The organism is Ignavibacteriales bacterium (assembly GCA_015709675.1).
GTDB lineage: Bacteria > Bacteroidota > Ignavibacteria > Ignavibacteriales > Ignavibacteriaceae > H2-BAC3.
Map to the genome: position 1 here is coordinate 618,121 of CP054182.1, position 13,927 is coordinate 632,047.

Consider the following 13,927-nt stretch of genomic DNA (forward strand, 5'->3'; position numbering starts at 1 on the left):
TCCGGCCGCTGCCAGTTCTGCTCCTTACAGCTTTTTACTTCGATAAGGTATGAGCCTACTGCTCATTATGTATCCTGTTATTGTCTTATTTGAAACGTATTCCGGATTATTTATGCAATTCATGCGGATTTTTGATGCCAGAAACGCTGATTATTCGATTATAATCAGGTTTTTATGATAAACGGCAAAACTTCAGTACAAGAGAAACTTGCTTTCTTTATATTATTTTGTAAATTTATGAAGAGGATTTCCGGCATCTGCCGTTTAACGGCAAATGAGCATTCCGGTTTCTGGCTTAAGAGGGCATTTTGAGTCAGACAGGAAGTGTTTTTTGCCTTAGTCCCCGCTTGATCGCCTCCGTGGCTCCGCGGTTACAGTAATTGTACAGCGAATGCAATAAAAACTCCCGGCATTTTTATGCTCGTTCAACGTGTGTAATTTTTTTGTTTATCTGTTCGCGTCCTTTATTTGGCAAAGGAACGACTAATAGAAGAAGTCTCATGAACACTCATACCCAGGATAGTGATTTCGTTCATCAGCTTAAAACCCTCTCAAGAGAAGGAAAGCATGATGATATCATCCGGATGGTCTCCCCAGTCTGGAATAACGGCGCAACCGACCCGTGGACGGGCTACTACTATGCAGTCTCCCTGAACCGGAAGGGGAATACCAGGAAGGCCTACGATATCGCCTCCTCAATTCTTCACAGCCACCCCGATTTTGAAGATATCATTTCCCCCTATCTTTACTCCTGCTACAAGGTGATGATAGAACCGTTCCGCGAGGCCGGCTCTTCACCTGATCTTGCGCAGCTTGAAGAAACCGTTCAAAGGCTGCTTAAAATTTCCGAACAGCGCCCCACTGAGTTTTTCCGGACCAAATCCATTCTCTGCCTTGCCAGTATATATATACGCCATGCCGAGGCGGATAAAGCGCTTGAGTATCTTGAGCTGATCAATCCTTTTACGCTTGATAAAGAGCACTATAAGTTCGAAAATCAGCGGCATAAAGAAGTGGTGCTCCAATCAGACTTTGAAAAGTTTTACGGCTTTAAGGCAAAAGCATACGAGATGAAAAAGGAGTGGGAAAACTGCCTTCTCATCTGTGAAGAAGCGCTTAAGCAGGGAGTTACCGATATCTGGATCCGGCGCAGGCTGGCTCTCTCCAAAATCAATACCGGCAAAGTGCAGGAGGGGCTTGATGAACTGAAAGAACTTTCGCGTCTTAAAAAAGAGTGGTATATACTCATTGATATCGCCGAAACCAGTTACGCTGCCGGCAAAAATGATGAGGCCCTTGAATATGCAGTCACCGGTCTGATGAGAGGGTGCGGCGGAAGCCATGATGAGTTTATCGTCCGCGGACTTTCTCTGGTATCACAAATCCTCCGTTCCGTCGGAAAACATGAAAACGCCGCGCTTCACGATGCGTATGAAGTGCATGTCCGCCTTTCAAAGGGAATGCCTGTCTCTGATGAACTTTCACTCTCTGCTGCTTCGGCAGGATATCCGGCAAATGAAGAGTGTGATATAACCGGTCTTCTCAGGAAGCTGAACAGTCTCTGGTTTAACATTCTCGGCATCAACGATGAAATTAAAGCCGGAGCTGTCTCAAAAATCCCCGACGGAAAGAAATACGGCTTTATTAAAGGGGAAGATGGTGTGGATTATTTCTTTCTCTTCTCAGAGTTTTTTGACAATCCAAACCGCCTGAAACCCGGCCTTAAAGTGATGTTTCAGGGACGTCACGGCTACGACCCCGTCAAAAAGCGTAAAACCATCGAAGCACTCAAGATTAAGGTTTTATAACAATCCCCATTATTGCGGACTGGTGAAAATCGTGACAGTTCACCTTTCCGCATCTTGCTTTCTTCCTCCTTTTTAAGTAAGATTACTGCCATTCTTTTTATTATTGGATAAGCAGAAACCATGAGCACCGTTTTAACCCGTAATACCTTCTTCGTTAAAGAACATCCCGCCGTTTTTAAGGCAGCCAAATTCTACGATATATACAACCCCGACAGCGGCGAAATGATTATGACCTGCCGCGAGCAGAACCTCAGCTTACTCACCAAATTTTTCCGCTTTTCTGATGCCAGACGCATGACTCCGTTCCATCTTCAGGTAGAAGATAACAGAGGCAACCGTGTTGTAAGTGTTAAGAGGGGTGTCTCCCTGTTTGTTTCAACCGTTGAAGTCTTTGACGGCAAAGATGTGCTGATCGGGCGCTTCAGACAAAAGTTCTTTTCCATCGGGGGGCGTTTTGAATTGTTTGACGCGCAGGATAATCATGTCCTCACCCTGCAGGGGAAGTTTACCAGCTGGGAGTTTAAACTGCTGCGTGACGGGATTGAGTTTGCAACCATATCAAAGCAGTGGGCCGGTCTGGCAAAAGAGCTGTTCACTAGCGCCGATAATTACATGATCCAGATAAGCGACCGCATTCCGCCAGAAAGCCCCCTCCGCCCGCTGATAATAGCAGCTGCGATGTGTATTGATTTGGTTTTTAAAGAATAGAAAGACAATGTACAGTTTACAATGTACAATGAACAATTTTTATCCGTGAGCTGATTCGTGCATTCGTGGCAAGTTGCTAAAGGACATTAAGGACACTAACGTTAAGAAGAACTGCCAAGGACTTAACACTTCGTGTAATTCGTGTTCTTAAATTCGAGTAATTCGTGTTACTGTATTTTTAACTTATGCTTCGCGATATTTAACACGAATTAACACTAATTGTTTCACGAATTCTCACGAATGATAAAATCATTCTTCGTGTAATTCGTGTTCTTAAATTCGTGCAATTCGTGTTACTGTGTTTGTGGCAAACGGTTGACCCGTAAGGACAGGTCGCGACCTGTCCCTACAGTCTGAAATTTACTTCACTACAATATTCAGAATCTTCCCCTTCACAAAAATTTCCTTTACTATTTCTTTACCCGCGATGAACTTTGCCACGCGCTCGTCTGCTTTTGATACTGATTTCACTTCTTCCTCAGCAGCATCTACAGCAAAGGGAATGGTTGCGCGCAGTTTTCCGTTTACCTGTACCGCATAAAGTATAGTATCCTCAGCAATGGCACTCTCGTCCACCTGAGACCAAACCGGTTTCTGGAATAAAGAAGTATCATTGCCGATCATTGCCCATGCTTCCTCCCCAAAATGCGGAGCAAGGGGAGCCAGCATCTGTATATACCGCTCAAGTGTGTATTTGCGCAGTTCCGGTGATACTCCGCCGAGCGCTTCTTTGATCTCGTTCAGCAGTTCCATTAAAGAAGCAATTGCCGTGTTAAACCGGAAGTGCTCAAGCTCAACTTCATATTTTTTAAGAGTCTGGTTCAGCTTGCGGTATATATTCTTTTCAGTCCCCTGAAGCTGTGTTATATCAAACTTAGCCGGAGCTGATATACTCTTAACTGAATCAGCGTGTTCGGAGACCATGTCAAACGAACGCTGCAGGAACCGGTCGGTACCGGTTATGCCTTTGTCGCTCCAGTCGCCTCCCATATCGTAGGGACCCATGAACATCAGATACATTCTGAAAACATCAGAGCCGTATTTCACGATGAACTCATCCGGGTTCACCACGTTCCCTTTGGACTTTGACATTTTCGCGCCGTTATTGGTAATGGTTCCCTGATGCCGCAGCGTCTGGAACGGCTCATCGGAATTAGTCATCCCGATATCACGCAAAAACTTATGAATGAATCGGGCATACAGCAGATGCATGGTTGCATGCTCTGCTCCGCCGACATACATATCAACCGGAGCCCATTTGTTGCCAAGCTCCGTGTTAAATGCCTTATCTGAAAACTTCGGATCAAGATAGCGGAAGTAATACCAGGAGGAATCCACAAAAGTATCCATGGTATCCGGATCGCGCTTTGCATCTGTACCGCACTTCGGACATTTGGTGTTTATATATCCGTGATGCGAGGCAAGGGGAGACTCACCCGCCGGCTTAAACTCAATATCATACGGCAGTTCAACCGGAAGCTGATCTTCCGGAACAGGTACCTCTCCGCATGAAAGACAGTGCACAACCGGAATCGGAGTGCCCCAGTATCTCTGGCGGGAGATAAGCCAGTCACGCAGGCGGTAAGTAGTGCGCTTCTTGCCTGCCTGAAGTGATTCAAGATGGTCGATTATTTTAATCTTAAAATCATCAGAGTTCATACCATTAAACTGAGCAGAGTTAACCATCACACCGGTTTCTGTATATGCCGCGGTCAGTTCATCTGCTTCCTGCGTTCCTTCCTGCAGAATGACTTTTCTTATAGGAAGATTAAACTTCTTCGCGAAATCAAAATCCCGCTCGTCATGTCCGGGCACAGCCATCACACAGCCGGTGCCGTAAGAGAGAAGTGCGTAGTCGGCAATCCATACCGGTATCTTTTCACCATTAACAGGATTTACCGCAAATGCGCCAATCGGTACTCCTGTTTTTTCACGCACGGTTGAGGTTCTGTCAATCTCATTCAGCTTTGCGGCTTCTTCGCGGTATATACGGATTGCCTCAAGCTGGCTTTCAGCGGCAATTTTATCCACCAGCGGATGTTCCGGAGCAAGCACCACATAGGTAACTCCGTAAATGGTGTCAGGCCGTGTTGTAAAGACGGTAATCTTCTCATCGCTTCCTTCAACCTTGAAATGAATTTCTGCACCCTGGCTTTTGCCGATCCAGTTGCGCTGCATCAGCTTGGTTTTTTCCGGCCAGTTAATGGTATCAAGTCCGCTCAGCAGTTCTTCTGCATAGTCGGTAATGCGGAAGAACCACTGTGTTAAATTCTTCTGAATAACGGTAGTACCGCAGCGTTCGCAGGTGCCGTCCGCCTGAACCTGTTCGTTGGCAAGCACCGTGTGGCAAGAAGGGCACCAGTTAACGGGGGCATTTTTCCGGTAGGCGAGTCCCTTTTTGTAAAGCTGCAGGAAGAGCCACTGATTCCACTTGTAATACTCCGGCACGCAGGTCATCAGTTCGGCATCCCAGTCATACATGCATCCGATGCGCTTCAGCTGGGTGCGGATATCGGCTATGTTGGTCATAGTGCTGTCCTGAGGGTGAACTCCGGTCTTTATCGCGTAGTTTTCAGCCGGAAGCCCGAAAGCATCATAGCCCATCGGTTCAAACACATTGTAGCCCCGGAGCTTCTTATAGCGTGCCCAGGAGTCGGTCGGACCGTAGTTATACCAGTGGCCGCAGTGCAGTTTAGCGCCTGAGGGGTAAATGAACATGACAAGGGTATACAGTTTTTCCGCGGTATTGGAAAAATCGGTTTTGTTTACTTTGTTTTTTTCCCAGTATTCCTGCCACCTGGGTTCAATTTCAGCAAAGGGATAACGCATGAAAATCAGTCAAAATTAATAAAAATTCAGCCCTAAAGTTACGAATCTATTAATTGATAGTTGATAATGGAGAATTGAGAATGGGCTTTTTCTCTGGGAAACTCTTGGCGGTTTAGATGTTGGGCGCAAGGTTTAGCAATGCAATAGCACGCAGATTTTACGGATTCTGCCACGGCAGATCGTAGCGCTGATTTTTACGGATCGGAACCTTTTGCGTTAATCTGCGAAATCTGCGGGAAAGTTCTTTGCGGTTTAGCGGCTTTGCGCGGGGCGTGGATTTCATGACTCACCCCCAAACCCCCTCTCTTTCCGTTATTAGCGGATCTTGTGTTATTATTTGTTTTGCGAGTTACGATGTTTGTGCAAAAGTAATAATCTGTTCGGAAAAAGAGGGGGCTTAAGATTACGGTTTGTTTTAGGTGAAATATTTTTCTGCGGTACTTCGCGTTAAAAACTTCTTTGCGTCCCTGCTTGGGTGCGGGGTAATAATTGAATTCTTTATGAGAATTTTTTACTTTTACTGTTGCTGTAAAAAAAGTTACTATTATTTAATAGCGTATGCACCTGATTAAAAATATAATTGAGATCAAACCATATAAACTCTTACTTGAGTTTACTAATGGTGAAATTCGCTCTGTGGATCTCGAACAGAGAATAATGAAGCGCAGCCAGAGCCCTGATAGTAAATACAAAGACCTTATAGATAAAGAATATTTTTCTTCTGTAAAACTTCACCCGGAGTGGGAAACCATTTACTGGGAGAACGGTATAGATTTTTGTCCGGATGTGTTATATATGGAAGGTGAGCCGGTAAATTAACTAATTATAAGGGGCATTACATTTTTTCTTCTTGGAACACAGACAAGTCGTGACCTACGCTGGTCTTTGAGCTGTGTTCTTACTCAAGGCAAACGGCACACGGATTTTACCGATGCTTCGCAACGCTGATTTTCACGGATCGGAAAATTCTGCGCTTATTTGCGAAATCTGGAGGAAGGTTTTTTGTCTTTGCGGCCTGGCTGCTTTGCGCGGAGCGTGGATTTCACAACTCACCCCAAAACCCCCTCTCTTTCCGTCATTAGCGGATCTTGTGTTATTATCTGTTTTGTGAGTTGCGATGTTTATGTAAAAGTAATAATCTGCTTGGAAAAAGAGGGGGCTTAAGAATACGGTTTATTTTATGTGAAATGTTTTTCTGCGCTCATCTGCGAAATCTGCGGGAAAGTTCTTTGCGGATTAGCGTCTTTGCGTTGATGCTCTTGATTTCAATTTTCCATTATTCACTATCAATTTTTTCCTTTGTATTCCAGTATCATCACCGTGATATCATCATTAAGCTGGCCGTTTCCCCATTTTTTTATTTCTTCAAACAGCCGGTCAAGGAAGTGTTCCGTAGGATTGGCTGCGAGTATCGTGTTTATCACCTCCGCGGTGCGCTCAATGCCGAATATCTCCTGCTGCTTATTAAACAGTTCGGTCAGTCCATCCGTGACAAAAATAACACAGTCCCCCCCATCAAGATCAATGTTTTGTATTGAATACTGGAAATCCGCAAAAGCTCCGAGCGGCATACTCTTAGAAATTACCGTATCGGTTGTTCTTTCCTTTTTTCTGTAAACAAACACCGGGGGCATCCCCGCAGATATATACCGGATGCCCCTCTCACCAAGCTCGGCGGCAAGCAGTGACATATAAAGTGAGTGAAGCCCGATTGACTTAATACTTTTGTTCAACTGGATAATTGTCTCAGCCAGTCCTTTGCGGAGGTCAAGCACCGCAAGCAGACTCTTGGTGATTGTAACCATAATGCCGGCCTTTGCGCCGTGGCCTGTTGCATCCCCCACGATGACAAAATTATCATGCTTTGTATACTGCCTGATATCATAATAATCACCGCCAACCTCCGCCGCTGTTTCCATCCGGACGCGCGCTGTGTAGCAGTCAATCTGCGGCAGTGATTTCGGCAGCATGGATATCTGCAGCTTTCGGGCATCCTCAAGCTCGGCTGATTTGCGTTCATACTCCGCTGCTATCAGTTTCCTCTCCGTTTCCGCCTGAAGCGCTTCACGTTCTTTGCTGATTTTCTCTTCAGTAAGTAGCTCAATCGTCTGAATCCGCTGTGAAAGATCTTTGTTGGTTTTAGCAAACTCATACGAAAGATACGTGGTCATGGAAAGCATCAGCCCGAGGAAACCGTAATTCACCAGAAGATAATATCCTCCCGGATGCTCAAACCATCCAAAATCAATAAGAAGCTGCCAGGCGATAAAAAAGATGAGAACCGTGATGCCTGATACCATGATAATCCGTGCGTTTTTGTCGCGGATGGTGGTGGTGACACTGATATATATCAGCTCGCTCACGGTTATCAGAAGAAATCCGAAGGTAAAATAATTGAACGGCTCGCCGGAAAAATACATTCCCGTAAGCAGCAGCACAACCCCTACCGCGAAAAATACCCGTATTCTGTTTAAGCTTTCCGGTTTCAGGATGGTGTACATCGTAAGCAGCCCGAACACCTGCGAAACAAAGTTGCTGGCTCCGGCAAGTTTTGCGTAGTAGAATATCTGGTAGATATCCGTTTCCGTTCCCATCAGTTCATAGTAATACACCAGCCCAGCGTAGCCGGTAAGGCAGACCGCGTAAAAAAGATTTTCGCGGAACTGCGGGAAAAACAAAAACAGCGTAAAGTGGAAAAAAGCCATCGCAAGAGGCAGAAGAGTAAAAAGCTGCTGATAATAGATATGCATCTGCGCTTCATCCCCCTGCCGCATCATCACGGTGCTCAGGTCATTCAGTGAGATAATAAATCCAGCGTCAAGGTTGCGCCGCTGTATATCCTCATAGTGGGGCGCTGCATAGCGGACTGCTATCACCTGATGAGACATGGTATCAAGCCGGAGGGGAAAGTAATCATGATTCTGACGGGGAATAAACTCATCATTCTTCATGCTTACCGTACCAAAACTGAATTCCCGCTTTCCGTTGATATATATCTCAGACGCTCCGAGCTGGCTGATATGAAAAGCCACAGTCCTGCCCCAGAGTGAGGAATCAACCCAGAGATGCAGCCGGAACCACCCGAGGCCGTTCCAGGCTTTTTTCTCGGATTCATGTTTGCCCAGATAGCTGTCTGAAAGCTGCCAGCCGCTGTCATCATAGCGTAATTCCGGAAAGTGGGCGCTGTCTGAGGGAGTATATCTCCAGTGGTAATTCATGATTACCGGACTTGAGTTGGGAAAAATGGAGTGTTCATCCAGCAGAAGAGACGCGGTTGTGTGGTCAACCCTCCAACCTTTTATCTGATGGAGGACGGTCGTATCACCCAGGGGGAGGATTTGTTTGTTGATGGAGATATTGCCGTATTCGTCCGTCTGCTCACGTGCCCAGTCTCCCAGGGTGAATTTGTAGTCCACCAACTCCCCTTTTTTCATCCGGATGGATTTCTGCCAGATATTGCCGGTAATACGGAGGAGGGGAATCCGGTTCGGGTACCATTCTGCCAATTCCGGAGTGCTTCCCGCGATAAAAATGGTATCTCCGGAGGAGATTTTTGCCTCTACCCGGAAGGTAACGCGGACGTACTCATCCTCCGCTCCGCACGAGGCAAAAAGCAATGCCAATAACAAAATAGCAGATAAACGGCCTGCCGCTCTGATAGATAATCCTGGAAATCTGATATCAAAAAATAGGCAAACAATTATGAATTATGAAGTTTGAAGTATGAATTGAACGCTGGCCTTCCGAACCGCGGAAATCCGCAGGCAAAACCGCACCGCTTTATGGACAGGTCGAGACCTGTCCTATGGTGGTAAAAGCAAGATGCTATATAAGAAAAAACATTTGTGTCGTTAGGACAGCTCACGAGCTGTCCCTACAATTTTTAATAACCCTCTGTACTTTGCTCATTAATTTTTCAATCCGTTGAAATCCGCGCTGCTCAGGCATCCGTAAAATCCGCGGGGATTGAGTAGGGACAGGTCGAGACCTGTCCTATGGTAGTAAAAGCAAGATGCTATTTAAGAAAAAACATTTGTGTCGTTAGGACTGTTTTCCGGCTCCCCTCTCCTTTCCAAGGAGAGGGGCTGGGGGTGAGGTTATTCTTATTAATATACTAATTCTTTTGCAACCGTAAACTTACCCATGCTATCATTATTTATTGACACCCCCGCCCCATTTCCATCCGGCAGCGATATATATCCTTCCGCATCAAGCACCACCGGCTCATTGATAATATCCTCGTTAAAATAGCGGCTGGTTTCGGAGGTGTCGCCGGGGAGAGTGAATCCGGGATGTGTCTGCAGATGGAGATTAAACGCCCGTCCGATTCCCGTTTCATCCATTCCGCCGCTCCAGACCGGCACACGGTGATGCTGTGCATATTCAGCTATGGCAAGCGCCTCGAGCATCCCTCCAACACGCCCCTGTTTGATGTTTATGACACGGCATGCGTTTAACGCTATTGCGGTGCGGGCATCCGCTATGGAGTGGATTGACTCATCCAGACACAGGTCGGTGGTAATACGGGTCTGTAATATCGAGTGCTCGTATATATCATCGTACCCCAGCGGCTGCTCGATCATCATCAGGTTAAAGCGGTCAAGTTTCTGCAGGTGTTCCCACTCTGACTGCAGATAGGCACCGTTTGCATCCGCCATGAGAGGGAGTATCAGATAATGCTTCCTTATATCACGGATTACGGAGAGGTCTTTTCCTTTAGTTATTTTCACTTTCACCCGGTGATAGTTCTTTTCTACGGCTTCATCAACTTCATACAGCACATCGTAAGTTTTCTCTTTAATACCGATGCTAATGCCTGATTTTATCTTAACCGGCTTATAACCGAGATATGTATATAATGGAAGTCCCTTCTGCTTTGCTGCGAGATCAAGCAAGGCATTTTCAACCGCGGCTTTTGCCATCCGGTTGCCCCGGACTTTTCCGAAATAATCATACAACTGGCCGAATGTCTTTATATTCTTCAGCTCCGGAAGGATGAATTCCTTTATGATAAACCGGCTTGAGGTAACCGTTTCCGGACTATAAAAGGGGTCAGGGTCGGCAACACATTCACCCCATCCGGTCAGTTCACCGGAGGTTATTTTAACCAGTAGTGCTTCTTTGCCCGTCCATGTATAATTGCTTGTTGAGAATGGTTTTTTGAAGGGGACATTCACCAGTATCAGTTCGACTGCGTCTATTGATTCCGGCAGGGCGAGGTTATCGTGTTGATTGAGTATCATTGCTTCTTCTTATTTCTTGTAACCGGCTTTGCATCTTTTTTCTCAAGCTGTGCCAGCATTCTTTTTCCTACATTAATTTCACCGGCTGATCCGGTTTTAAGTACTTCGTTAATCGCTTTTACTGTTTCTTTCTTATACCTTTGATGCTGAAGAGCAATGGTTGTCATCGCTTCCATACATCCGGCCCGGAGTGCTATTTTAGGTGTTTTTATAAACCCTTTCAGACGCCTGAACGCCCTGGCTGCTTCCTCAGCGGTATATATCAGGTCCGCCATCATCCGTGCGGTCATCCAGTTCACCTGAAGATGGTCAAGCAGCAGCAGTTCATCCAGTATCCTGCTTTTCCTCTCCCGGAGCAGTAGCTTTTGTTTTCTTCCGGTTTTAAGGACCACCGTGGCGGCACGCATCCGTGTTTCATCCTCATCGCTGAACATCAGATCGAAGACTGTATCAAAATACTCCGGATGCAGTGCAAGTATCCGGCAGACCTCATCGGTCACCGCCTGGCTTTTCATCTCCCCCTGCATCAGCAGCCGTTCGATCATTTCGGGTGTCATTCAATGATTCCGCAGTTATCAACCATGTGGAAAGCTTGTTGATAACTTCTTTGTATCATGTTAATAAGTTGTGAGTTATACAGTGTTGTTAACAACTGCTGTATAATCCAGAAGTTATCAAGGCGCTCTCCAGATGCTGCAGGGCTATAAGTCATTATGCTGTATGGGTTTACGGGGTTTTCCACATATCAACAGTATTATTATTAAGTATAATATATTTATAAATGATTAGTTGTTGATTATTAAACTGTGGATTTCTCATTTTTCTGGTTATCCTGTACCTTACTTCTGCTCTATCAGGTTCACAAAGAGCCGCAGAGCACCGGGAACTCCAGCCGGCAGCTGACGGAAGAAGGAGAGTCCCGTGTAGATGAATATTCCTTTTCCGTAGCGGGTCCAGATCAGGGAAGTTTCCTTAGCGGTCTCGCCTTTATCACTCATGCTCAGTACGGTCTTATATTCTGCTGAGAGTTCTGACGGGAAGTAGAGCCCCCGCTCCTGCACCCAGCCGGTGAAGTCTTCAGAGGTTATGGTATCAGGATAGCTCAGCAGTGGACTGGTTTTATCCGTCACCGTTACCGGAGCATTCTCATCGGTCACCCGGTCACGGGAGATCTTAAAGGGAAACGGTCCGGGATACGGCAGTTTCAGTTCACCCGAGGTGTTATACTGCACAACCAGCGTTCCCCCCTGCTTTACATAAGCAAGCAGAGTTTCCAGAAGATGCGCTGCGTTCTTCCTGGTATTAAAAAACCTGACTCCGGTTACGATGCTCTCGTAAGACAAAAGCTGATCCGGAGTTATATCTTTTTCCTGAAGGGAAGTTACCTGATATCCTGCTGACTCCAGCACCTCAGCAACTTTGTCTCCGGCACCCTCAATATATCCGATCTGCTGTTTCTGCCGGGTAATTCCGGTAAACAGAATCTTTGTTTCTGCTGGGGGCTGAACAATCTGCAGCGGTATGTGAGGGTAATTAATTTCGTAGTATGATCTGTCTGCTGTAATATCACCAGAGGTAAATAAGAATCCCACTGAGCCGGAAGAGTTACCCTTATTCTGCCTTACAGTAAAGGTAAAAATCCGTTCTTCCCCTTCTATAAGATTATCCACAGAGTAATCAACAGGTGTTGATAACCAACCTTCAGGCAGCCGGAGAGTGAGTCTGCCGGATAAGGAAGACTTGTTAGCCCGGAGTGTTACACGAATCTCTTTCTCTTCAGTATTATTAGCTATATATAATTCTTCTTCAGGAATCAGTGATACAACCGGAAGCACAGCCGGAGCGCGCCAGGTCTCTCCTTCAACCGGATCATTCTTCCGGTAGAAGATAGGGATATCCGCAGTGAATATAGTTCCGGCCAGATCAACGGTAATCTGAGAAAAGAGATAGTTATCAGTTTCCGGCAGTATCCGTTTCTTCTGATTAGAAATAGTAAAGAGATTACCCTGCATCGGCTCATCAGTCCAGAACGGATTTGAAAGGCGTGCATTCTGCGGAACAATCAGTTTGTGTTCAGTAACCTCCGGTTTGTTGCTGCCGGCAGTTTTATTGACCGGAATATCATTAACGGAAAGAATCTGAAACGGTATCCCTTTCCGGTTAATAACTGTTGTTTTTACTGAAACCGTATCACCCCTTGTATAACGGTCTTTGGATGAAACGGACTCAATCCAGACTCCGCTCATTGCAATGATAAGATTCCGGAGTTCTGAAATTTTATCTGACGCTGCTTCCGAATTTTTCTGAGAAAGTACTCTATTATATATCTCAGCCAGCAGGGGGAGAGATTTTTCAGGAGCAGTATAGTCATACTCCCGGATTGCTTTTGCAAACAGATTATCTATCTCTTCAGAAAATCCATATCTGCTCCATCCGCTGTTGATACCGCTGAAGATATCCTGCTTTGTGTATTCACCATCCAGATGCAGGAAGTGCTGAATCTGTTCTCCACGCTGCGGAGAGGAACCGAAACCCTGGCTCTTGTGCATAGTCCGGCTGATGGCGGCAATTTCGTTGAATGACATTCCCGCCGGTGTGTAAAACTCTCCGATATCAATTGTTGAGAGTGTATCGGGATTGATCCCTCTGCTCTTAAAAACCGGACCCCAGCCGTTCCAGAGCAGGCGCTTTGGCTGCCAGGGGGCAGCAAATTGTAGCTGCTCGGGATATATATCACTCCTTCCTGCCAGACGGAAAGCTTCTTCAGCAAGCAGGGCAGATGCAGTATGATGACCGTGCCCCCCCTCGCCCGTGGAAGGGAAACGGGTGATGATAACATCAGGCCTGAAATGACGGATAACAAAAACCACATCAGAAAGAACGGAGTCTTTATTCCAGAGGGTGAAAGTCTCAGCGGGTGATTTCGAGTAACCGAAGTCATACGCCCGGGTGAAGAACTGCCGGGCGCCATCGGTGCGGCGGGCGGCCAGCAGCTCCTGAGTACGGATGATACCCAGATCAATACCCTGCTCATCCCCGATGATATTCTGCCCCCCGTCACCCCGGGTAAGGGAGAGGTAAGCTGTTTCAAAACCAAGTTTATTGGCGCAGTAGGCAAGGACTGCAGTATTTTCATCATCCGGATGAGCTGCCACATAAAGCACTCTGCCAGTCCGGCTCACCTGCTTAAGCTCCTCCAGAAGCTGCACAGGACTTTTAAAACCAGGTGCCGGTTGGGATATGAGCGCAGAAGAGCAGAAGACAAACATCAAAAAAAACAAAACACAGCGGTACACTGGCATCAAGGGGAAAAATCCGTTAAAAATCGTAAAGAAAGCC

The 13,927-nt window shown here is 46.2% G+C and carries 8 protein-coding genes; 3 read left to right on the plus strand and 5 right to left on the minus strand.

Annotated elements, in window-relative coordinates:
* Nucleotides 1-500 precede the first annotated feature (500 nt).
* Together HRU80_02145 and HRU80_02150 are read left to right on the plus strand one after the other, a co-directional pair.
* Entirely contained in the window at nucleotides 501-1,808 is a 1,308-nt protein-coding gene (locus tag HRU80_02145; GenBank protein ID QOJ27730.1) for a cold shock domain-containing protein, read from the plus strand.
* Between the two features lie 120 nt (nucleotides 1,809-1,928).
* On the plus strand, nucleotides 1,929-2,516 hold the full coding sequence (locus HRU80_02150) for an RNAase (GenBank protein QOJ27731.1): 588 nt from the start codon (nucleotides 1,929-1,931) through the stop codon (nucleotides 2,514-2,516).
* Between the two features lie 360 nt (nucleotides 2,517-2,876).
* Here HRU80_02150 and HRU80_02155 read toward each other — a convergent pair whose 3' ends face one another.
* Nucleotides 2,877-5,345: a leucine--tRNA ligase gene (locus HRU80_02155; GenBank protein QOJ27732.1), complete on the minus strand. Its 2,469-nt coding sequence runs from the start codon at nucleotides 5,343-5,345 to the stop codon at nucleotides 2,877-2,879.
* A 564-nt stretch (nucleotides 5,346-5,909) separates the two neighbouring features.
* On the opposite strand from HRU80_02155, the gene HRU80_02160 reads away from it, so the two are divergent.
* Nucleotides 5,910-6,164: a DUF2442 domain-containing protein gene (locus HRU80_02160; protein ID QOJ30430.1), complete on the plus strand. Its 255-nt coding sequence runs from the start codon at nucleotides 5,910-5,912 to the stop codon at nucleotides 6,162-6,164.
* 467 nt (nucleotides 6,165-6,631) lie between these two features.
* On the opposite strand, the gene HRU80_02165 is transcribed toward HRU80_02160, so the two are convergent.
* The 4 genes from HRU80_02165 to HRU80_02180 all read right to left on the minus strand — a co-directional run bounded on the left by HRU80_02165 (nucleotide 6,632) and on the right by HRU80_02180 (nucleotide 13,770).
* Complete coding sequence (locus tag HRU80_02165) at nucleotides 6,632-8,968, minus strand: SpoIIE family protein phosphatase (GenBank protein ID QOJ27733.1); 2,337 nt, start codon at nucleotides 8,966-8,968, stop codon at nucleotides 6,632-6,634.
* Between the two features lie 483 nt (nucleotides 8,969-9,451).
* Nucleotides 9,452-10,588, minus strand: a complete 1,137-nt coding sequence (gene menC / locus HRU80_02170; GenBank protein ID QOJ27734.1) for an o-succinylbenzoate synthase — start codon at nucleotides 10,586-10,588, stop codon at nucleotides 9,452-9,454.
* Nucleotides 10,585-11,145, minus strand: a complete 561-nt coding sequence (locus HRU80_02175; GenBank protein ID QOJ27735.1) for a hypothetical protein — start codon at nucleotides 11,143-11,145, stop codon at nucleotides 10,585-10,587. The genes menC and HRU80_02175 overlap by 4 nt, the downstream gene beginning before the upstream one ends.
* 282 nt (nucleotides 11,146-11,427) lie before the next feature.
* A complete protein-coding gene (locus HRU80_02180) occupies nucleotides 11,428-13,770 on the minus strand; it encodes a PIG-L family deacetylase (protein QOJ27736.1) in 2,343 nt (780 codons plus the stop codon).
* Between the last annotated feature and the right edge of the window lie 157 nt (nucleotides 13,771-13,927).

Coding starts and splice junctions, on each gene's coding strand:
- HRU80_02145 (QOJ27730.1), top strand. CDS start 501: ATGAACACTCATACCCAGGATAGTGATTTCGTTCATCAGCTTAAAACC.
- HRU80_02150 (QOJ27731.1), top strand. CDS start 1,929: ATGAGCACCGTTTTAACCCGTAATACCTTCTTCGTTAAAGAACATCCC.
- HRU80_02155 (QOJ27732.1), bottom strand. CDS start 5,345: ATGCGTTATCCCTTTGCTGAAATTGAACCCAGGTGGCAGGAATACTGG.
- menC (QOJ27734.1), bottom strand. CDS start 10,588: ATGATACTCAATCAACACGATAACCTCGCCCTGCCGGAATCAATAGAC.
- HRU80_02175 (QOJ27735.1), bottom strand. CDS start 11,145: ATGACACCCGAAATGATCGAACGGCTGCTGATGCAGGGGGAGATGAAA.